The organism is Leadbetterella sp. DM7, assembly GCF_040829825.2.
Taxonomy (GTDB): Bacteria; Bacteroidota; Bacteroidia; order Cytophagales; family Spirosomataceae; genus Leadbetterella.
Window position 1 is genome coordinate 23,524 of the sequence record NZ_JBFOLH020000011.1, and the last position, 22,019, is coordinate 45,542.

Below are 22,019 nucleotides of genomic sequence, written 5' to 3' on the forward strand. Positions count from 1 at the left end.
GTTCGGCCATAAAAGTATAATGGTGAGTAAAATGTGGTAATCATTATTAACTGGAGAGCAAGGCATGTATCAACCTGTTTATTAAAATTTGCTTTTGGTGTATAAAAGGTGCCAAACACCGGGCCCGGAATATTGAACAGCTTATTAGTGCCTGAAGATTCCTGGCTACGCGTTTCAAACTGCTTTTTAGTAATCGAAATATCCTCAAACCCTAAATCCGGCTTTTTATAAAAATCAAGAAGCGCGTGTCGGGTCAGTTTGTTTTCCCATAAATCAAAAGCCTATTTCATCTGGTAAGAAATTATTATAAATTGATACAGAGATGTATTAAAGCAATTCCCTGTTTATATTTCCTGGTCATCCTATATGTCCATTTCAAGCAATAAAGAGCTAAGACACTTTCCGTGCGGATCAAGAGACAACGAGGTAGTTACCCCGCCAGAAAGAGCTTCTTCGCATACAAACAGCAGGCTTTTGATATTATCCAATTCATAACGTATGATATCTCCCTGTAAAAAAGACCATAAATGTTCTCGTACTTTTTCAACAGTGACTTTTTCGCACATCAACGGATAGTCTTCTTCATTAAAAGGAATTAATGATAGGGTAGATGTATTGCCCTTATCTCCCGCTCTGCTATGAGCCAAATGGTATAATTTTGTCATACTAAGGTTACTTTAAAGTGTACATTATCTTTTTCCATGAAAACCGAATGAATACCTATAACTTCTTTGCAATACTTTCTGCAGCCACCACCACCGGCAGGCCCGTTGGTATAAAGTGCTTCCACTTCTTCTCCAATCCGCTGAGCGGCAGCCTTTGAAGTACATTTTGCCGCCACTCTTAATCTTACATCATAAGGGAAACTCCTTACATTCAATTTATCTTCGTTGATAGAGTTCAGCCCGATCAGGTCGTAGCGTATTTCCTGCACTTCATCTGATTTTAATCTCTCCTCCAGGATAGTAATAGCTAGTTTTGAGCGGTCTACAGCGTCATAGCCCGCATAGGATATTTCACCCTCTCCGAGATAATATGCTTTATAACCCACACTCACCTTTAGCAGATTGCCGGCTTCTGTCCCTGTACCATCCGTTACTAAAACCTCATCTTTTCCGAGTTCTTTCAATCTCACTTTCGTAAAATCTGCAATAACATCCGGAGTTGCGTACCGGTGCGGATTAAGTACTTCATACAGTAATTGCTCCTTCACTGTTCTCAGGTTAAGACTCCCACCGGTTCCGGCAATTTTAGTGAGAACGGCCGTTCCGTTTTTACTTACTTCTGCTATCGGGAAGCCCAGGTTGGCAGGATTAGAAACCTGTTTTCCGGCAACATCCATAAAGTATCCACCTGTTAACTGGCCTCCGCATTCCAATAAATGACCTATAACAGTCCCCTGTCCTAACTGTTCAGCAAGGGTCCAGCCGAATTCAAACACCATAGGAGCTAAAAACAGGGATGGATCTGCTACCCTGCCGGTAATTATAATATCGGCATCTGCTGCCAAAGCTTCCAGAATTCCCTCTATTCCTAAATATGCATTTGCAGAAACCAGAATGCCTGACTCTGAAATGGTCCTGTTGTTTTCAATTACCTTTTCATTTCCCGTAATCGAACTTAAAACATCATCTCCGGTCAGGGCAGCAACTTTAAGATTAAAACCCTGTTTCACACACAACTCTTTAACTTTCCGGGCAGCGGCAAGAGGGTTAGCAGCTCCCATATTTGTAATTAATGTGATTTTTCTCCTGGCCAGAAAAGGCAAAAGCGAATTTATCCTCCTTTCTAAAAACGGGTCATAACCCAGCTCCGGATTGATTTGCTTTTGTTGCTGAGCCAGAGCAATTGTTCTCTCGGCCAGACATTCCAGAACCAGGTAATCCAACTGTCCTTTCTCTGCCAAAATAACAGCGGGCTCAAACCTGTCTCCGGAAAAACCCGCTCCGCACCCTATTCTAATCGTATCTTTCATTTATAAAAGTATTGAACCGGTTAAAACGGCCACCAGCGTCATAACCAGAGTAGTACCCCATGCCCATAAAAATGTGTGCTTCTGGTGATCGGCCAGATCCACCTCAGCCATACCCGTCAATAAAAAAGTAGATGCCGTTAAGGGGCTCAGCGGAAACCCCACCGTCATTTGCCCCAGCAAAGCCGCCCTCCCGAACTGAAGCGTATCGATATTTAGCTGGCTTGCCGATTCCCTGATAATGGGTAAAACACCAAAATAATAGGCATCGGGTGTAAAAAGGATGCTGGCCGGCATACTGGTTATGGCCGTAAACAAAACAAGTAACCCCGAATTTTCCGCCTTAACCACACGGATCAGTGACGTTGCCATGGCTTCAATCATGCCGGCACCCGTTAAAATTCCGGAGAAAACCCCCGCGGCAAAGATCATGCTGACTACCATAAAAATGTTATTGCCATGCCTGCCCAGCACCTGCTTCTGTTCCTGAAGCCGGGGGTAGTTAATTTGAAGAGCCAGCAAAGAAGCCAGCACAAACAAAACCGGGGAAGAAACCACCTCAAAAGTCAGCAGCACGATAACGGCGGTTGTTAAAATGGCATTTAATCCTACCAGCCCCGGTCTTCTCAGGCGCCGTTCTTCCGGAGTAAAATTTTCGCCAAATGAATACGTAAAATCTGCAACACCCAGCCGTCTTTTTTCCGCCCGTCCCCAATACCAGGCTACAAACAGCACCCAAAGTATCCCGGCAGCTATAGCCGGTAAGTTAGGAATGAAAATCTCCGCACTGCTGGCTTCGAAGACTGACAGGGCTCTGGCTGAAGTACCTGACCAGGGCACCAGGTGAACAGGCCCCACACTGAGAGCCACTATCCCGGCGAGAACAAGTTTACTCATCTTTAATGCCTGATAAACAGGTAAAAAAGCGGAAATCACAATCATAAAAGTAGCCGTGCCGTCTCCGTCTAAATGTACCAGCATGGTCAGCAGAGCCGTACCTGTTGCCACTTTCACCGGGTCGCCTTTTACTAATTGCAGCACCTTTTTTATTACAGGGTCAAAGAGGCCCGAATCTAACATGACTGAAAAATACAGTACCGCAAACATCAGCATTACAGCGGTAGGAGCCACCTGGCGGATTCCCCCCAATGCAAAACTCCCGATATCCGCAACCGCAAAACCTGCTGTCAGGCCTACCAGAACAGGTATCATGACCAGGGCTACCATCACTGAAACTTTTTTACTCCATATCAGGAGAAGAAAGATGATAATGATCATTACACCGTATACCGCCAGCATCGGGTTACTCGAATTTTAAATAATCATTAAAGAAAGGAAGCACAGCGTTTAGCACCCGTCCATCGGCTGTCCATATTTTATCTACATGTGTACCGATATACTCTTCAGCGTAATGATGGATGCCCAGGTTTTCGAGCTTCTGGCTAAAAGCCATGTTCTGAACAGGAAATCTCGGTGAATCATTTCTGCCCCAATCCAGCTTAATGGCTTTTAGTTTTCTTAAATTATCCGCATAATCATTTACCATTTCAACCGGCATATTCTTATGCCATTTCTCTAAAACATCCTGATTCACAATGAGGGAGTCACCCTGGTATGAAAAAGGCATATCGCAGTAAAACGGCGGTTTATTTGCATTAGGCGACCAGGCTCTGCCCACAGCGGCTAAAACTTTAGGATAATACGTTTTATTCAGATCCTCCTCCGTTCCGGCGTTCTGATAGATTTTGAAAAACGGGCTGTTAGGGCCGAATTCTTTCACAAAAGCCATTAAGCCGGGGCTTAAGCCATAGACTGAGCTAAAAACATCCGGATGGCGCATGGCTATTTTAATCGCTCCGTAGCCCCCCATAGAGTGTCCCGCAATTCCGCGGGACTCTCTGTTTGGCAGCGTACGAAAGTTTTTGTCCATATATTCCACCAGTTCCTTGCAGGTAAATGTCTCCCAATGACCCGTCAGCTCCGAATCTGTGTAAAAACTACCCTGGTAAAGGGTATGATGATTAGGAATAACCAGAATATAGGGCCTGATTTTTTTTCTCAGAATCCCTTCATCCAGCACCTGTTTCATCTCATCCGTAATCTGGTCTGTGGCGGTAAATCCATGAAGAAAGTAGATAACGGGATAGCGTTCTTTCCCCTGCTCATAACCCGGAGGTAAATAAACTGAACAGCTTCTGTCCGGGTTTTCTCCACCTTTATTGATTAAGGCTTTTGAGTTCAGGATAAACGTTTTAACACTTCCTTTCTGGGCGAAGCCCGCGAATGACACACAGGCTAATAAAATAGGGAACAGATATTTCATATTCATAATAGTTTTCCTCCGTTTGTACAGGACTGACCCCTTGAAATCAAAGGTTAAAACCTGGCAATAAGGGGTTTTTCCAACTTGTTTTTTACTTCAACCGATTGACTTGCAACGATCTCATCCACACTTTTTCCAAGAAGGAGCTTGTAAGCTCCCGGTTTTGTAAGCCAGCAGTTGCCGGCTTCATTAAAGCTGGCAAGGTCTTCTGCCGTAATCTTAAAACGCAAAGTTTCCTGCTCTCCCGGAGCCAGCTCCCGGGTCTTGGCAAAAGCCACAAGCTCCTTTTGCGGGTCATTGTCCGGAGTTGACCTGTACACCTGCACAATCTCTTTTCCTTTCCGTTTTCCTGTATTTTTAACGTTTACCGTTAGGTTAAATCCATTTTGAGAGTTACCGGAAACCTTTACATTCTCATAACTAAAAGTGGTATACGATAGCCCAAAACCAAATGGAAAAGAAACCGGTTTCTTATGGGTTACATAGTCTCTGTAGCCTACATAAAGATTCTCATCATAATGCGTAAAGTCCAGATTTCTCCGGGGCACTTCAGGAGCCGGAGCCATATTGGCCCCCATCATTTCCTGGAAACTCAGCTTAACGTCCAGGGGAAAATTTACATTGGAGGCTACATCCGATAGATCATTCGGGAAAGTCATGGTTAATTTTCCGGACGGCGTCACATGGCCACTTAAAATATCCGCAACCGAATGGCCACCCTCCTGTCCCGCCTGCCATGCAAGCAATATTGCATCCGGCTTGCTTTTCCATGAGGCGGTCTCAATTACTCCGCCGATATTCAGAATAACAACCACCTTTTTACCCTGGCTATGGTAGGCTTGGGTCACCGCAGAAATCAAATTCTGCTCTTCATCGGTTAAGTAAAAATCTCCCTTGGTCTTGCGGTCTTCAAACTCTCCCGAGTTACGCCCTATGGTCACAATAGCCAGATCAGTAGCTGCTGCGGCTTCTGCCACCTCTTTTTCAGACAGAACAAGCTCCGGCATTCTGGGCTTGCCAAGAATAAGCTCAAGTATATTGTTAGGGTCAGGCTTGTGCTTCTCCTTGTAGCCGGTAACGTACTCCTTGTATCTCCGGCTCAGCTTATCGTCTATAGGATACCCGGCAAGGCCTTCCAGCAATGAAACTACATACGCTTCATACACGTCTCCGCTACCGGTACCTCCCGCTACAAAGTCATAAGAAGTAACCCCGAAGGCGGCTATCTTAGCCCCCGGATTTAAAGGCAAAGTCTGCCGCTCATTTTTAAGTAAAATCATTCCTTCTGCCGCCGCTTGCCTTGCTATAGCTGCATGAGCTTTTAAATCGGGCTTATTGGAAAAAGGATACTTCTTGAATTTCGGGGTTTTAAGAATAAGCTCAAGTATGCGTTTCACATTTACATCTACATCACTGATTGCCAGTTTACCTTCTTTTATGTTTTTCAGAATGGCTTCTTTCTGTTGAGGCGTACCGGGCATTAACAGGTCATTGCCTGCGTGCACCTGTTTAACAATATCTGTTCCTCCAAACCAGTCAGTCATTACAATCCCGTTGTATTTCCACTCATCACGCAATACGGTTGTCAGCAAATCCCGGCTCTCAGAAGTATAAGTGCCGTTAATTTTATTGTAAGACGACATGATTGTCCAGGGCGAAGACTCCTTAACCGCAATTTCAAACCCTTTAAGATAGAGCTCCCTGAGCGGACGGTTTTTGATGATAACATCATTTCTGCCCCGTAAGCTTTCCTGGTTGTTAGCTGCAAAATGTTTGATGGAAGTTCCTACACCATTCGACTGAATACCTCTTACTGCTGCTGCGGTCATTTTCCCGGAAATAACCGGATCTTCGGAATAGTACTCAAAATTCCTCCCGTTAAGCGGATGCCTGTGAAGGTTTAAGGCAGGAGCCAGAAGTATATCCGCGCCATATTCCAGCACCTCATTTCCCATGGCTTTACCGACATTTTCAGCCAGCTCCGGATTCCAGGATGAAGCAATCAGTGTGGCTATCGGAAATGCGGTGGCATAATACGTTTGCGTGTCATTGGGGCGGGTAGGACTTATGCGTATTCCGGCCGGTCCGTCTGCCAGGACTATGGCCGGAATTCCTAACCTTGGAATGGCTTTTGTGGTTCCGGCAGCTCCCGGCACCAGGTTTTGGGTTTGCCCTACCGCAGGCCCCCCGAAACCGGGCATTCCCGTACCGATCAGTAAGTCTGCCTTTTCGTCTAAAGTCATTGCATTTAAGACTTCCTGTACGGTGTTTTTCCCAAGTTGAGGTACTTGCTGGGCATAAAGTGCGGATGAAACAAAAAATACGCCGATTGATATAAATAGTTTTTTCATCAGGTTTTCAATATGATTTCGGTTGAATTGCAAACAGTAGGGTATTCAGGCACATTCCTGAACAGAACATGCCTGAATACAGTGGTTATTTATCTACTTAAATAAAAGCGGGGCAAACTCTGACAGGTAAAGCCTCCAGTTTGACCACGTATGTCCGCCTTCTGATTCCCGGTAGGTATATTTTGCTTTTTTATCGTCCAGGAGTTTTCTGAAGTCTGCTCCGCTCTGGTAAAGAAAATCTGTTTTTCCCATTCCTATCCAGTATAACCTGTATCCGTTGTCGCGCTGCTTTTCCAGGTTTTTCTCGTAATTCTCATAAACCGCCGGAATCTCCTTTACATCCGGTCTGCCCAGGCGATACGCCGCAGAAAACAACCCTACATAATCAAAGGTGTTATTCAGGTATGCCGATATGAACAAAGTATGTGATCCGCCCATCGATAAACCTGCAATAGCACGATCCGCCTTGTTTTTCTTAACCCGGTAAGTTTTTTCCACGAAATCAACCACATCCTGAAACGTACTCTCCATATTTCCGGAACCTACATCAGGAGTCATCATGACAGGTTTGTAAAGTCCTTTGCTAGATTCTCCGGGAGCAGCGGCATTACTCGTATGCCCGTTTGTCATCACCACCAGCATGGGCTTTGCTTTTCCGGCCGCAATCAGGTTATCCAGGATCTGGGCGGTTCTTCCTAAGGAAATCCAGGCTTCCTCATCACCGCCTACGCCGTGCAGAAGATAAAGTACAGGATAGCTTTCTTTCGTTTGCTCATATCCCGGAGGCGTATAGACGGTTAAGCGCCTTGTAGCTTTTAAGCGGGGGGAATCGTACCAGGTACGGGAAACGGTTCCATGAGGTACATCTTCTACTTTGTACAAGGATGACTGGTTACCGTTGGTAATAAAAATACTGAAAATATTGGCAATATCCCTGATTTGATACACATTGTTAGGATCTGTGATTTTCAATCCGTCCACAATAAAATTATACATAAACAAATCAGACTTAAGCGCCTCAGACGTATATGTCCAGATTCCTTTTTCATCCTTACTCATGGCTGCTTTGCCCGGAACCCAGCCCTGTGACGGCATCCAGTCACCCTGAATAAAAACCTCTGCGGCTTTGGGGGCATCGAGCTTAAAGGTTACGGTGTTGTTATTATTCACCACGGGTGAGATGATCCCCTGTGCACCGGAGAAATCGAGATTTTGCTGAGCCTTAAGCGTAAAAACGCTGACTATCAGAATACTTAAAACTAAAAATGTTTTTTTCATGTACGTGTATTGTTTATTAATTTTTAAAAATTTCTTGTCGTAAATCTTAAAGCCTCATAGCGAGCAGAAGGGCCGTCTCTGCCCCCCGCTAAGAAGCGGGCAGCAGTGAGAAAGCTCCGTAAATTCCGTGTTACCATCCCGGGTTTTGCTTAATATTCCTGTTTACATTCATTTCGTGTTCGGGAAACGGAAGCAGTTCGTTTTTCCCTTTTTTGAAACCAAAGGCCTGGTTGGTATAAGGGTAAGTTACCGCATGGCTTCCGTCGCTGTTGAGCCCGGTAAAAGTGGGTATCTTTTGCCCCTGGCGTTCCAGGGGCTGCGTATCGCCCCAACGTACCAGATCCTGAAAACGAACCCCTTCAAAACACAGCTCAAGCCTCTTTTCTGTCTTCACATTGGCCAGCGAAACATTATCCAGGGGCTTTAATTTTGCCCGGCTTCTGACCTGGTTGATATAGGCCAGCGCCTGGGTGTTTTTCCCGGTTTGTACTGCAGCTTCTGCCGCTAAAAGGAGAACCTCGGCATACCTCAGAACCCTGAAATTGGCGGTGGTAGAAAAACCAAACGATGACACCAGCACTTCAGAACCTAAGTACCGGTGCTTCCAGTTAAAATATCCCTCATTTCCATAAAGGGTACTTCCCGGATTGAGGGTTATACCGATCCCATTCAGTTGCTTATAGGTCCTGATAGTGCTGTTTAAACGATAGCCGTCCGTTCCCTCCTCGGCCACAAAAGCCTGGTACAATGCTGAAGTAGGGTTACCAAATCCCCAGCCTGAAGGATAAATCCCATGTGAACCGCTGAAATATCCTGAAAGATTAAGCTTATCACTTCTGTACCCGTTCATAATTCCCCAAAGGGTATTTCCCTGTGCAAAGGCGTTGTTATTGTCTCCTATGGAGTTAAATTCAAAAACTGACTCGCTGGAAAAATCAGAAACCGCCCGAAGCACATTTTCATAATCCGCCACCAAAGCATGTTTTCCGTCATTGATTATTTTCGACAAATTTTCAAACGCTTCTTCATTTTTCCCTTGAAACAGCTGTGCTTTTCCTAAGAAAGCCCTGGCGGCATCGGCCGTAAGTCTTGCGGGCTGGGCGCTGTTAACCGTACTTTTCTTTTGCGGAAGGCTGTTGCTCTGCAAGGCATCCCTGTAACCTGTTTCGATCAGCTCCCAGAGTGCATTTTTATCTCCGTTAGGCTGCTGATATTCGTCCGGAGACAACTCGGCAGTCACCAGGGGTACGTTTCCCCATAAGGTAACCAGATCAAAGTAAACTGCGGCACGGATGGTCTTCGCTTCAGCGACAACTCTTTTCTTGACGTCTGAGTCCGGCTCTATACGGTTGATGATCAGGTTAGCCAGGTAAATTGTGTTGTAATATTGGGCAAAAGGCCCACTTACGGTGGTACTTGCCGCTCCAAAATTGTACTCGTTGATCTGCTCATACATGCTGTTGTCGCCCCTTGATCCGCCACCACATAGGATATCATCGGAAAGCAGGTTTTTTAACCAGAACTGACCATACAGGGAAGCACGCCACGATGAATAAACCGCTGCAATTGCCTCTTCGGCATCTTTATCTGTCTTGTAAAAATTATCCACGCTGGTGGCCCCCGGCTGTACTATTTTCAGCTGGTTTTCGCAGGCAGAAGTAATCGTTATGACTATAAATAAGGTTAGACTTTGAATTATCTTTTTCATGATTTTTAAAAGGAAAGGTTAATACCGAAAACCAGTTTTTTTGCAATGGGATACGCTCCTTTGTCTACTCCCAGAGCCGAAGTGGAGCCTGCTGAAGCCTCGGGATCCATACCGGGGTATCGGGTAAATACAAACCAGTCATCCAGTGACGTATAGATCCGGCAGTTTTCTACTTTTAATTTACCCAGCAGCGACTGCGGCAGCCTGTAACCCACCTGCAATTGCTTGATCTTAAAGAAGGATCCGTCAAAAATGGCGGCATCGCTGATCCAGTACTTATCTTCCCCGTTTGCGTTAGGTCTTGGTCTTGAAGCATCCTTATTGGCGGGGGTCCACCTTTCATCATAAAAAATACTGAGCTTGTTTCCCCTCGGTCTGTCAATACGGGTTAAGGCGTTGTAAATCTGGTTCCCTTTTGACCCTGCTCCGAAAACCGTTAAATCAAATCCCCTGAATGAACCTGTGAGGGTAATGCCATAGGTAAAATCGGGGATGGCGCTGCCAATCATCGCCATATCCTGATTGTTGATCACCCCGTCGCCCTGATCCGGAATCCCGTCACCGTTGGTATCTACGGTAAGCTGATCTTTGAAAACCGGGTCACCGGTTTCCCGGTTGATTCCCTGCAATTCATACCCTCTGAAATACCACACGGGAAGTCCCTGCTGAAATGCCGTTATTCCTGTGAATGTATGGTAAGAAGCCCCGCTGATTCTTGAGATGCTGGGATCCAGGTACGTAACCTTATTGGTAAGCGTGGCTATATTTCCCTTAATCCCATACTTAAAGCCATTGCTGAACCGGTCTTCCCAGCCTAATTCCGCCTCAAAACCTTTATTCATTACATTTCCGGCATTAACTACGGTAGAGGTAACCCCGGTTTCGTAAGGAGGAGTAATGGCCACTAACAGCCCGCTTGTTTTCTTGTGAAAGTAATCAAGCGTGGCGGAGAAACGATTATCAAAAGCCCTGAGATCTATACCGAAGTCAGTCTGCTCCGAGGTTTCCCATTTGAGGTTAGGGTTAGTGAGTGTATTGGGCGCTGAAGCTACCTGGTAGCTGATATCGGATGAATACGGATACATGCCGCCCGACAGAATTGAGGCAAGGTAGGCATATCTTCCCAGCGGGCCGGTGCTTCCGTTTTGTCCCCAGCTGGCCCGGACCTTAAGAAAAGAAACCCAGTCGGTCTTCGGGAAAAACTTTTCTTTTGAAATCACGTATCCCAATGACATGGCCGGAAATGTACCCCAGCGGTTTTCGTAAGGTAAAACCGAATTATCACTGGCATCTCTTCTTAAGGAGGCCTGAAACAGTACTTTATCCAGGTAATTGTAGCTCAGACGGCCGAAATAAGAAAGCTGCCGCGTGTAGAGTTTAATTCCGCCGATGGTTCGGGTGGCTGCCGGAGCTAAAAAATCCAGATCCCTGTAGGGTATATCGTTTTTGATGAGCTCATTGCCGGCAGCATTCACACTGACCGTTTCGGTGTGCTGATAAGATGTGCCCGCCATTAAAGTAAAATCATGCGCCTTCACCCTGAAATGGTAGTTGGCAAAGTTCTCCCATTGATAGTAGAGGCTGTTAGAGGTAGTTCTGCTCAGGTTGACCTTATCTCTGTAAGCCACGGCATTGCCGTAATAGATGTCCTGGAAAGTGTGATTATTGGAAAAAGCGCCCCGGTATCCGAATTTAGAGGTAAATACCAGCCCTTTAAGGGGCATAATGTCCAGAAACATGGTTCCGAGGAGGTTTGCTCCCGAATTTTTGTTTTGGTTAACATCCCGCATGAGAAGAGGGTGAATCTGTTCCGACTCAAAAATCCGGGAAAGCGCGTAATAATCTCCTGAACTGTTTTTTACCAGGGCCCGGCCGGCCTGCAAGTGATTTTTCATAAAATCAGGCAGGTTGTTTTTGCTGTATACATCGGGGGTAAGCGGATCCATGGTTAACACGGCTGCCAGCAGGCTTCCGTATTCTGAATTCTCCGATACGGCCTGGCTGGACCATTTTTCCAGCGTGTTGGTCGTTCCTACCTTCAGCCAGGGTCGTATTCTGTAATCTCCGTTAATCATTCCGGAAACACGGGTGTACACATCCTGGTTGCCCACCACGATTCCGTCCTGATCCAGGTAGGATAACCCCACGAAATAAGTTCCTTTCTCGTTTCCTCCCTGGAATCCCAGGTTATGCCTTTGCATAAGCGATTTCTCAAACGCCACATCGGCCCAGTTGGTATGGGTAACCCCATCCCATAAGGTATTTACCTCATTAGGAGTAATAAAATTAGCCTCTGTCATATAGGTCACATACTCCTGAGCATTCATAACTCTCGGAACCCGGTTCAGCTCACTGGTAGACATCTGGTAGTCGTAGCTTATTTTTGCTACGCCTGATTTCCCCTTTTTTGTGGTGATCAATACCACCCCGTTTCCCGCCTGAGCGCCGTAAATAGCCGCTGAGGCCGCATCTTTCAGCACCTCCATGCTCTCAATGTTGTTAGGGTCGATCCCGGAAATATTGGCCGTTCTTAACCCGTCTACCACATACAGCGGGTCGGAGGAGGAATTCGAGCTAAATCCTCTGATCCGGATTGTCGGGTTACTTCCCGGAGCTCCGGAAGTTTGTATAACCTGTACACCGGCAGCCTTGCCCTGCAAAGCCTGCTGCGCATTTACCACAGTTCTGTTTTCAATATCCTCGGTCTTTACCTGTGATATCGCTCCGGTTAAATCACTTTTCCGCTGCACACCGTAGCCCACCACCACCACTTCTTCCAGGCTGATATTGCTTTCTTCCAATATCACCTCCACAAAAGAAGAAGTAGCCGTTACTTCTTTCGTAATGTACCCAATCATTGAAAAAACAAGAACAGGCTTTTCTGCTGATGTTTTTATTTCAAAATTACCTTTCGCATCCGTAAACCCTCCCGTACCTGCTCCCTTTACGGTTACGGATACGCCAATCAGGGGTTCTTTTCCGTCGGTAACTTTCCCTTTAACGGCTTGTTGGGCATTGGCCGGCGGCGGCAATAAAAAAAGGAGTAATAAGGTGACACCGATAAAGCGCCACGTTTTTCTTTCAGATAAAACATTTTTCATATTTATTAAGGTTGAATTGTACCCGTGTTTAAAAGCCTGAAGAGCCCTCAAACATTACGGATGCAAGTACACACCCTGATTTTTTTTAGGCTTTCACAAATGCTTATCTATTGCTCTCATCCTGTTGAAATGTTTTTATTATTTGTTCAAATACTTATATTTTTGTTCAAAACAGCCCTTTAACGCTTGAAATGCACGCCTGGTCGTCTATTATTACGGTGAAATATTTCAAAACCCGGTGCTCATTTATGGATCGCATTTATAAGGTCATTTTCGCTTTACTTTTGTTAGGTTGCGGTTCTTCTGAGAACAGCGCTGAAAACACCGCAGTGGAGACGGAGAGCGAAACCGTATCAAATAAGTTTGTGACTGCTATGGCCGAAGATCAGTACGGTTATATCTGGATGGCTACCACACGCGGACTAAACCGGTACAACGGGCATGAATTTACCCAGTTTTACTTCAATAACGATAGCATAAGTTTACCGGCCAATGTGGTGAAGTGCTTACTGTATGACTCTCAGAAAAGGCTCTGGGTGGGTACGGCCACACACGGGGTTGCGGTCTACGAAAACGGACAATTCAGGAAAATTCCCTCGGGCAGCTCCAGTAATTTTGTCACCCAGATTTTAGAAGATAAAACGGGGAAAATAATCGTGAATACCAGCAATGATATCTGTGCCTATAACCCCGAAACGAATAAGTTGGATGTTAAGCTCACTTATTATTCCAAATTCCCGAATCCCACGGTGCTTAACCTGGAAGCCATAGATGGCCACAACAGGCTCTGGGTGGCTACTCAAAACGACATCTCCGTGTACGATTCCGATTTTAAACTGATTAAGAAGCTGTCTATACCTCCGGTACGGCTGATCCATAGCCTGTATGTTAACTCGTTCGGAGAACTTTGGCTTTCGCACTCCGGCGGTCTGACGATCGTAGACACGGATCATATTGCTTTTAAGCCTCTTCCCGCAAAAATTGAAAGTTTCCGCGGTTTCCCCGTTTCTGAGATTTCAAACATTTTTGAATACAATCCAAGGTCTGTCATCCTTAAAACTTTTCAGAATGAGCTCTATTACTTTGATTTTATCACCCATAATTTAATTCATCAATCCGGCAAAGACTTCCCTTTTGCAGCGCCTGATTTTGAAATAACCACCATTTTTACCGACTCCCGCAATAACCTCTGGTTCGGGTCCACCGACAAGGGATTTGAAATGGCCCGGAAATCAGAGAAGATATTCAACGAAAAATACCTCCTGGAAAATGCTCTTCAGGGAAAGTCAATTATGAAAATTGTGGTCTCTAAAGATAAGGATTTATGGATTCTTACCAGTAAAGACGGTATTTACAAATACACCGTAAGTGATGGCAGGATTGAAAAGGCCGCTTTACCCGGCCCGGGTTTCGGGAAAAACGGGAATATTTTTTTTGACTCTCACGGATACCTTTGGGTAACCTCCAATAATGATGTATTTCAGTGCAGTGTAAATAACGCGGCTGTTTCCATCCTGAAAAGTTTTAAGTTTGACCAGAGTATGTCGTCTATAGCCGAAGATGATAACGGAACTATCTGGGTAGCCGGGTTTGGCGAGTATATCTATTATAAAAAGAACGACACCTTCGAAAGAAAACAGTTTTACAAACCGGGCTATAACTTTACAACCGGGCTAACCAAGCTCAGAAGCGGTCAAATAGCCGTCTCGGCGCTTGGGAGAAATGTATTCTTAATTAACCCCGGCAATCTTACCGTACAAGACATAGCAATCAAACCAACCATTAAACCTTTTTTGCCCAATGTAGTGTTTGAGGACTCGAACGGTCAGATCTGGGTAGCCTCCCACTTAAACGGGTTATTCTCTTACTCGCCGGTGACTAAGAAAATAAAAAATTACATCAATCATAAAATGATCTGCAATGATGCCTCAGGTATCATTGAGGATAGCCAGGGTTTTCTGTGGATACCCTCTCAAAACGGCCTGTCAAAACTGGATCCGAAAACCGATAAGGCCATTATCTATTTCAGCGAAGACGGAACCGGCGGAAATCAATACAATTTCAATGCTCTTGCTAAAGATCATGAAGGCCGTTTGTATTTCGGCGGCCCCCACGGCATCACCGAGATTAACCCTTTGAAGCCCATTCCGGAGCAATCCAGCAAACTGATTATCGAAAAAATCACTTCTGATAAACACAGGCTCTTTGAAACCGGCATTCAAAAAGACCCGGTTGATAAAATACAATTGAAAAACTGGAACAACTCCTTCAACATACACTATACCATACTGAATTACAGTCAGCTGAAAAATTACCATTATGCCTATAAATTAGAAGGATACAACGACGACTGGACAGATGCCGGCAAAAGCCGCCAGGCTAATTTCTATAAAATCCCTCCGGGAAACTACGTCTTTCGGGTAAGGGCCGGCAGCACTAACCAGGGGGAAAGTTTTGAAACCTCCGTCAGGATTAAATTGCTTCCCCCCTGGTGGGCATCCCCGTTAATGTTACTTCTCTATGTTATCGTTTTTGCCGGGCTGGGTTACATATTTTTCAGGTTATACAATTCATGGAAAGCCGACAGGAACAAAACCCTGCTGGCCGAAAGAGAAAAAATGGAAGCCCTCAAGGTAAATGAACTCAACTTTAACTATTTTTCCAATATCTCGCATGAATTCCGTACGCCTCTTACCATGCTTAAAGGGCCGGTAACTATGTTATCAGCCAAAAAACTGGACCCTGAAACCCTGAACCTGATTTCGATAATTCAGCGAAACGTAGATAAAATGCTGGGCCTGGTGAATCAGTTTTTGGATTTTAATAATCTGAAAGAGGGCGAATCCACCCTTAAAACCACTTACCTGGATCTTGTTCCTGAATTAAAGCGGAATGTTGACTTATTTTCTTTTGTGGCCCGGGAAAAGAAAATCAGGCTTTCTGTTGAAATCGATACCGAGCCCGTTATGCTCTACCTGGACAGGGACAAATTTGACAAAATAATCTCGAATGTTATTTCAAATGCTGTAAAATATACCCCCTTGGGAGGAAGCATTGAAATTTCAGTGAGTATGGCAGACTACAGCAAAGCCATAGAGAAGCACTTCGAAAATATCTCTCCCGTAACATCCGGGTTGGTAAGAATAGATGTCACAGACACCGGGATAGGGATTCCGGATAAAGACCTGAAAAAGGTTTTTGACCGGTTCTACCAGGTAAATCACCATAACGGGCTGAATCACTATGGCACAGGCATAGGGCTTAACTATAGTCAGCGCCTGGTCAGAATTCACCATGGAGATATTGCCGCATTTCAAAACGCGGAGGGGGGAACCATACTATCCATTGTTCTTCCTCTCGGCAGGGAGGCCTATTCTCCTTCGGAAATAATAGCAGAAGATGACGCTCCTGCGCTGAAACATGATAAATCCTGGCTTTCCACCACGGCGGATGTGGAAAATATCGTTTCTCAGAAAGAAAAAATATTGATTGTTGATGACGAGCCCGAGATAACTTATTTTCTCAACACCATTCTCTCTTCCGATTATATCACAAAATGTGTTTTTGATGCCAAAGAAGCCATACAAAACCTGGAAACATATGAACCCGACCTCATTATTTCTGACGTTCTGATGCCGGGCATGAGTGGATACGACTTCTGCCAGTATCTGAAATCTAATATGGATTACAGCCACATCCCGGTAATTTTGTTAACGGCAAAAAGCACCACTCATGAGCAGGTGCAGGGCTTATCCCAGGGGGCCGATGCGTATATTGTCAAACCCTTTGACCCGCTCTACCTGATAGCCGTCATTAAATCTCAGATAAATAACCGGAAGCGGGTAAGGGAAATGCTGAGCACCACCACCACCACCAAAAAAATGCTTTCAGAGGCAAGTATCTCTCCGCACGACAAAGAATTACTTAAGGAATTCTATCTCTTAATGAATGAGGAGCTGGACAATACAGAACTTAACATTGTACGTATAACGGAAAAGCTAAACCTCAGCCGGACCAAGTTCTACTATAAGATAAAATCTTTAACAGGCGAAAATCCGGCCGCTTTCTTTAAAACCTACAAACTAAACAAGGCAGCGGAATTGATCAGGACAGGTCAGTACAACATCTCGGAAATAGCGTATATGACCGGTTTTAACACCCTGTCACATTTTTCTATCAGCTTCAAAAAGCAGTTTGGAGTACCGCCGAGTGAATATCAGTAGTTAGGGGCCCGGCCTGACCTGGTTTCAGCGGTTCGCCAGGGCCCGGCCAGGGAGCAACTGTCATGAGGCAATATTCCCTGTTTCCTGCTCTGCCATTCATAAGTCACTACATTCAATTTTGATTTTTAAGCTATATCTATCAGCTTGGGCATTATCTTCACCCCGGCGGTTTTCACTGGGTATGAATGGATAGAATATGGAAAAACTACTAACCATACGGCAAATCCGGCCATTGGCTATTTTGAAAAAATTTGTCAGACCCTTCCCCGAAATCTAATCGTTCCACAAACGCTGCATCGGATCTCCGGCACCTGATTTATAAAAAAAAAGGAGATTTCGTGAAGCCCCCCCAAGCAGGCTACAGGGGATTCCAGTCGAACACGTTATTCCGTTTTTGATGTTTTTTAATAGCACTAAGTTATTGTAAATCAGTAATATATGAGCGTTCTTATTTTTAAAGGAATAAATCTTCCCTGCTTGTTCCTTTATTTTTTGACATTTTGTTTAACAATGAAAGCTACTGATAACTTACGCATGTACAGGAACCAAATTGATGGCTGCAGGTTACAGTTCTTTACTTTCAAAATAACCACTGTTCCGATCTTACCTAAAATATCAACAAGGTTAGGAGACTGGTTTCCAGGATCATTTTCATCTGTAATGGTCATTCCCACATTTAGGCTGACTTGCTCGGTTCCAGGTTGTCGACAATGATTTTAATTTCTTCCCGCAGAAAGTAGTAATCGTAAGCGATCCGCTCCACCTCGGCCAATGTGATTTCACTAATGCTGAAACGGTGTGTAACACGGTTCCGATCCTCATATAACTCATATAGCCCATTATTGTACAGGTCATCGGTAATCACTCCTAAGGCCAATGCCTTTTTGTAAACATCTTTTTCGGATTTCTTCTTATCACCCGGCCCCCTGGTAGATCCATCACATTTTGTTTGTATTTGATCACATTTTGTATGTATAATAAAAAACTGCTACTACATTCATGTAATTAATACCCACCTTTTTATCAACCGGATCATGATCGGAAACTATGTAAAAACATCATGGCGCAACTTAATGCGCAACAAGTTGTTCTCGTTCATCAATATTGTCGGCCTTGCCGTCAGTATGTCCGTAGGCTTGCTGCTGATCGCGTTCCTGTTCGACCTGCATTCGTACGACAGGTTCCACAAGAATGGGGAGAGGATCTATCGCATCACCAACGTGGTTACTACAAATCATGAGCAAACCGGTAAGTTTGCCACCACATCCATAAAGACCGGAAAGCTCATCCGGGAGAAGGTGACCGGTATTGAAGAAGTAGCCATTGTTCGCAACGATTTTTCGCAGGATGCAAAGGTTGGCGACAATATTGTCCCTGTCAGGGGCCTCTGGGCAGAACCTTCGCTGTTCAGGATCTTTACATTTCCAATGCTGGAAGGTAATCCCTATTTGGCTCTGAAAGATCCTTACTCGGTGGTGCTGACGGAGACGGCTGCGAAAAAGCTATTCGGCAACGAACCTGCGTTGGGCAGGGCGATCCGGTTCGATACCCTCAATTACCAGGTGACAGGTGTCATGAAGGATGTCCCCTTCTTTTCACACATCGACTTCGAAGTGTTGGTATCGCTGTCAACAGCCGAGCAGCTCAACAAGAATAACAGCAACTTCGGGAAGTGGACGAGCATGTCGTCGAACTACGTGTACCTCCTGCTGCCGGAAGATGCGGAACTCTCTTCCCGCCGGGCCTCAATCCAGTCTCAGCTTGACGCGATTGCAAAAGAAGAAAATCGTACCGGAGAGAATTCAAAGATCGGGCTCGAGCTTCTTCCTTTGTACCAGATCGTGGTTGGAGAGAACCTTCGCCGTTCAGAGGGAGGGCCGGGGTCCCTGGGCCCGCACATGTCTCCGGTGATGCTTTGGATACTCGGCGGGCTTGCCCTCGTTGTGATTTTGTCGGCGTGTTTCAACTATACCAATCTTTCGATGGCGAGGGCCATGCGTCGTTTTAAGGAAATCGGTCTTCGCAAAGCCATCGGTGCCGGAAATAGCCAGGTATGGCAGCAGTTCCTGGTGGAAGCGGTCATGGTTTCCCTGGCAGCCCTTATCCTTTCATACTTGATCTTTCTCGTATTGCGGTCGCAGCTGATCAACCTGGCTCCGGAGATGCAGTATATGGTGAAGCTGGAGCTTACACCGCCTGTGGTTATCGCCTTCATTATTTTTTCGGTCGTTGTGGGGGGGATTGCCGGCTTCATGCCTGCCCTGTTCTTTTCGAAAGTCAGCGCGATCAATGCGCTCAGGAAGGTGTCCGCTCCGGCGTACCGGTCGGTGAAAGCATTCGAACACCTGACGCTCCGGCGCGCACTGGTGGTGATTCAGTATACGCTCACGCTCATCTTTATAACGACAACCGCTATCGGCTATGTGCAGTATAAAAACATCCTGGCATTTGACCTGGGATTCAATACGAAAAACATCCTGAACATCGATATGCAGGGGAACAAACCGGATGCTCTTCTCAAGGAATTGGGCGAGATGCCCGAAGTAGCTGCGGTATCGCGGTCGTTGATAGTCACCAGCATAGGGAACGCCTGGGGTGGATTTATGAAATATAAAGATTCGCGTGACTCTGTGCTGGTTCTGACCAACCACGTCGACGAAAACTACCTGGCTCTGCATGAATACAAGCTCATCGCCGGGGCTAATTTCGTTGCACGGCCCACTACAACCGCGGCCGCTACGGAAGTGATCGTTAACCAGCAGGTCTTAAAAAGATTCAACATTGGCAGCAACGACCCTGAGAAAGCAATCGGGGAAGAGATCATATTCAGCAATGTGCAGGGGCAAGGGCGCAGGATGACCATTGTCGGCGTAATGAAAGACTTTCACTACGGTAAGGTCGACAACCTCATCGAGCCGACAGCATTCATGTTCTGGACGCCCGAAAACGGGGCAATCATCAATGCCAGGATACAAAGCGCCGACATACCGGCAACCATGGCCAGGATCGCGTCCGCATGGAAGAAGATCGATCGGGTTCATCCGTTCCGGGCAGAATTCTATGACGAAGCAATCGAAAATGCATACAGCGAACTTTCTGCCATGATCAGGATCATCGGCTTCCTTTCGTTCCTCGCTATTTTTATCGCATCGATGGGACTGTTCGGAATGGTGGTATTCAGTACCGAGACAAGACTAAAAGAGATCAGCATCAGAAAGGTAATGGGGGCCGGCTACAGCAACCTTATTTACCTGTTGAGCCGTGGTTTTCTGATACTGTTATCGATATCGGCGCTCATTGCCCTGCCGGTAACTTATGTATTCTTTGAAAACGTAGTACTTACGAATTTCCCCTATCATAAGCCGGTACAATTTGCCGAGCTGTTCGCGGGCCTGTTGGGGGTATTACTTATTGCATTCATAATGATCGGCTCGCAGACGATGAAGGCAGTGCGGAGTAATCCGGTGGAGGTGCTGAAGAATGAATAGGGGATGACAGGATGGCATTTATAAAACAAAAAGCGCTGAGAAATCAGCGCTTTGAAAAATCTGCAGAGAGGAAGAGATTCGAACTCTCGATACAGTTACCCGTATACTACCTTTCCAGGGTAGCTCCTTCAACCACTCGGACACCTCTCTGTGTATCGGAGTGCAAAGTTAGGGCAAAGAAATCTCTCCTGCCAGATTTTGGGCGAAAATTTCTTTGAGCGACGTGTCCGTCCGGGTCAGGCCCCACATCATTTTGCCCACGGCCGCTTCCAGGGTCATGTCAGAGCCGGAGATCACCCCGATGTCTTTCAGGCGCTGGCTCGAGGCGTATTTTCCCATCATCACTTTGCCGCCCGTGCATTGGGTAATGTTCAGTACGGCTTTACCGCTGTCTATGCCCTGCTTTAAAGTATCAATAAACCAGTCGGCCGACGGCGCGTTGCCTGAACCGTACGTGAGGAGGATCACCCCGCGGGTGCTTTCATTCAGCAGGTGCTTTCTCAGGATCTCCCGGCTGATGCCGGGGAAGAGCGTAAGCACGCTGACCTCGTCAGATAATACATTGTAAAAACGGGTTTCGCCTTCGCTGTAGCGGATATGCCTGAAATTGTAATCAATATACACCCCGATCTCCGCCAGGTAAGGGTAATTTTCCGAATCAAAGGCGTCAAACTGGCTGCTTTCCCGTTTACGGGCCCGGTTGCCGCGCAGCAGCCGCCCGTTAAAATAAATGCATACTTCAGGCACTATGGCCTTGTTGTTCATCCGGGCGGCGGCTATTTCTATGCTGGTGATCAGGTTTTCACGGGCATCTGTGCGCGGAATACCAATGGGCAGCTGGGCACCGGTAAGCACAATGGGCTTGTGCGGGTTATGGATCAGGAAGCTCAGCGCTGAGGCCGTAAACGCCATGGTATCGGTGCCGTGAATGATCACGAAGCCGTCGTAAGAATGATAATGTCTTTCAATGATGCCTGCCAGCGTAAGGTAAATGTCGGCATCCACATCCGAAGAATCGAAAGGCTTCTCAAAAGACACCAGGTGAATTTCGGGCGGCAGATGGTTGAGCTCGGGCAGCTTCCGCAGCGTATCGTGAAAGCGGAACGGTACCAGCGTCTTCTTTTCTTCATCAAATACCATTCCCAGCGTGCCGCCGGTATAAATAATCAGTATACGGGTACCGTTGCCCGTCTTTATGGTTATCGGGTTAAAATTCGTCATCGGTTTCGGTTTTGAAAATAGAATAGCTGCCTTTCAGCTCCCGGAGGGTTTTTTCGTTTTTTTGCTCTTCTGCCAGCGCAATGCCGGCCAGGAATAATTCTTCAGCCCGGCCGGTTTCCCCTTTTTCAAAGTAATAATTGGCCGCCTGGTAATACACGGGGAGGTAGCCGGGAAAATCGCTGATAAGCTTCCCGAAAAGCCGCTCCGCCTCAGCAGGAACGCTTCCGGCATACTCCAGAGCCAGTGCATAATAATTGAAAGGATCTTCGGGGAAATTTTCTATTTCTTCTTGTAAATATTTTATTCTCTGCGCTTGCATTCTTTAAAGTTGACCCGTAGTTTTGTAAATGTTAT

12 protein-coding genes and 1 tRNA gene are annotated in these 22,019 nt (G+C 45.9%); 2 read left to right on the forward strand and 11 right to left on the reverse strand.

Features of this window, described 5'->3' with window-relative positions:
• Window positions 1-362 precede the first annotated feature (362 nt).
• The 8 genes from AB2U10_RS12815 to AB2U10_RS12850 form a co-directional block, all read right to left on the reverse strand.
• Window positions 363-665: an AtuA-related protein gene (locus AB2U10_RS12815; RefSeq protein ID WP_367914971.1), complete on the reverse strand. Its 303-nt coding sequence runs from the start codon at window positions 663-665 to the stop codon at window positions 363-365.
• The gene (locus AB2U10_RS12820) at window positions 662-1,975 is read right to left on the reverse strand and encodes an acyclic terpene utilization AtuA family protein (protein WP_367914972.1); all 1,314 of its coding nucleotides are present in this window, start codon (window positions 1,973-1,975) and stop codon (window positions 662-664) included. Before AB2U10_RS12820 ends, AB2U10_RS12815 begins: the two co-directional genes overlap by 4 nt.
• The gene (locus tag AB2U10_RS12825; protein WP_367914973.1) at window positions 1,976-3,271 is read right to left on the reverse strand and encodes a CitMHS family transporter; all 1,296 of its coding nucleotides are present in this window, start codon (window positions 3,269-3,271) and stop codon (window positions 1,976-1,978) included. It abuts the gene before it with no gap.
• 4 nt (window positions 3,272-3,275) lie between these two features.
• Window positions 3,276-4,295 carry an alpha/beta hydrolase gene (locus AB2U10_RS12830; protein WP_367914974.1) on the reverse strand — a complete coding sequence of 340 codons (1,020 nt, stop codon included), beginning with the start codon at window positions 4,293-4,295 and terminating at the stop codon, window positions 3,276-3,278.
• Between the two features lie 53 nt (window positions 4,296-4,348).
• Complete coding sequence (locus AB2U10_RS12835; RefSeq protein WP_367914975.1) at window positions 4,349-6,538, reverse strand: beta-glucosidase family protein; 2,190 nt, start codon at window positions 6,536-6,538, stop codon at window positions 4,349-4,351.
• Between the two features lie 201 nt (window positions 6,539-6,739).
• A complete protein-coding gene (locus tag AB2U10_RS12840; protein ID WP_367914976.1) occupies window positions 6,740-7,924 on the reverse strand; it encodes an esterase in 1,185 nt (394 codons plus the stop codon).
• Between the two features lie 130 nt (window positions 7,925-8,054).
• A complete protein-coding gene (locus AB2U10_RS12845) occupies window positions 8,055-9,632 on the reverse strand; it encodes a RagB/SusD family nutrient uptake outer membrane protein (RefSeq protein WP_367914977.1) in 1,578 nt (525 codons plus the stop codon).
• Between the two features lie 5 nt (window positions 9,633-9,637).
• The gene (locus AB2U10_RS12850; RefSeq protein WP_367914978.1) at window positions 9,638-12,733 is read right to left on the reverse strand and encodes a SusC/RagA family TonB-linked outer membrane protein; all 3,096 of its coding nucleotides are present in this window, start codon (window positions 12,731-12,733) and stop codon (window positions 9,638-9,640) included.
• Window positions 12,734-12,981: 248 nt separating this feature from the next.
• Here AB2U10_RS12850 and AB2U10_RS12855 point away from each other — a divergent pair, with 248 nt between their 5' ends.
• Window positions 12,982-16,956 (forward strand): two-component regulator propeller domain-containing protein, encoded by a 3,975-nt coding sequence (locus AB2U10_RS12855; RefSeq protein WP_367914979.1) that lies wholly within the window; start codon window positions 12,982-12,984, stop codon window positions 16,954-16,956.
• Between the two features lie 1,034 nt (window positions 16,957-17,990).
• Window positions 17,991-20,444 (forward strand): ABC transporter permease, encoded by a 2,454-nt coding sequence (locus AB2U10_RS12860; protein WP_493820578.1) that lies wholly within the window; start codon window positions 17,991-17,993, stop codon window positions 20,442-20,444.
• A gap of 63 nt (window positions 20,445-20,507) precedes the next feature.
• Here AB2U10_RS12860 and AB2U10_RS12865 read toward each other — a convergent pair.
• The 3 genes from AB2U10_RS12865 to AB2U10_RS12875 form a co-directional block, all read right to left on the reverse strand.
• Window positions 20,508-20,594: transfer RNA gene (locus AB2U10_RS12865), tRNA-Ser, on the reverse strand.
• An 18-nt stretch (window positions 20,595-20,612) separates the two neighbouring features.
• A complete protein-coding gene (locus AB2U10_RS12870) occupies window positions 20,613-21,665 on the reverse strand; it encodes an asparaginase (protein ID WP_367914980.1) in 1,053 nt (350 codons plus the stop codon).
• The gene (locus AB2U10_RS12875) at window positions 21,652-21,984 is read right to left on the reverse strand and encodes a tetratricopeptide repeat protein (protein WP_367914981.1); all 333 of its coding nucleotides are present in this window, start codon (window positions 21,982-21,984) and stop codon (window positions 21,652-21,654) included. The genes AB2U10_RS12870 and AB2U10_RS12875 overlap by 14 nt, the downstream gene beginning before the upstream one ends.
• Window positions 21,985-22,019 lie beyond the last annotated feature (35 nt).

Bases quoted from the DNA above. Each gene is read 5' to 3' on its own strand.
- AB2U10_RS12815 (WP_367914971.1), bottom strand. From the start codon at position 665: ATGACAAAATTATACCATTTGGCTCATAGCAGAGCGGGAGATAAGGGC.
- AB2U10_RS12820 (WP_367914972.1), bottom strand. From the start codon at position 1,975: ATGAAAGATACGATTAGAATAGGGTGCGGAGCGGGTTTTTCCGGAGAC.
- AB2U10_RS12825 (WP_367914973.1), bottom strand. From the start codon at position 3,271: ATGCTGGCGGTATACGGTGTAATGATCATTATCATCTTTCTTCTCCTG.
- AB2U10_RS12830 (WP_367914974.1), bottom strand. From the start codon at position 4,295: ATGAAATATCTGTTCCCTATTTTATTAGCCTGTGTGTCATTCGCGGGC.
- AB2U10_RS12835 (WP_367914975.1), bottom strand. From the start codon at position 6,538: ATGACTTTAGACGAAAAGGCAGACTTACTGATCGGTACGGGAATGCCC.
- AB2U10_RS12840 (WP_367914976.1), bottom strand. From the start codon at position 7,924: ATGAAAAAAACATTTTTAGTTTTAAGTATTCTGATAGTCAGCGTTTTT.
- AB2U10_RS12845 (WP_367914977.1), bottom strand. From the start codon at position 9,632: ATGAAAAAGATAATTCAAAGTCTAACCTTATTTATAGTCATAACGATT.
- AB2U10_RS12850 (WP_367914978.1), bottom strand. From the start codon at position 12,733: ATGAAAAATGTTTTATCTGAAAGAAAAACGTGGCGCTTTATCGGTGTC.
- AB2U10_RS12855 (WP_367914979.1), top strand. From the start codon at position 12,982: ATGGATCGCATTTATAAGGTCATTTTCGCTTTACTTTTGTTAGGTTGC.
- AB2U10_RS12860 (WP_493820578.1), top strand. From the start codon at position 17,991: ATGATCGGAAACTATGTAAAAACATCATGGCGCAACTTAATGCGCAAC.
- AB2U10_RS12870 (WP_367914980.1), bottom strand. From the start codon at position 21,665: ATGACGAATTTTAACCCGATAACCATAAAGACGGGCAACGGTACCCGT.
- AB2U10_RS12875 (WP_367914981.1), bottom strand. From the start codon at position 21,984: ATGCAAGCGCAGAGAATAAAATATTTACAAGAAGAAATAGAAAATTTC.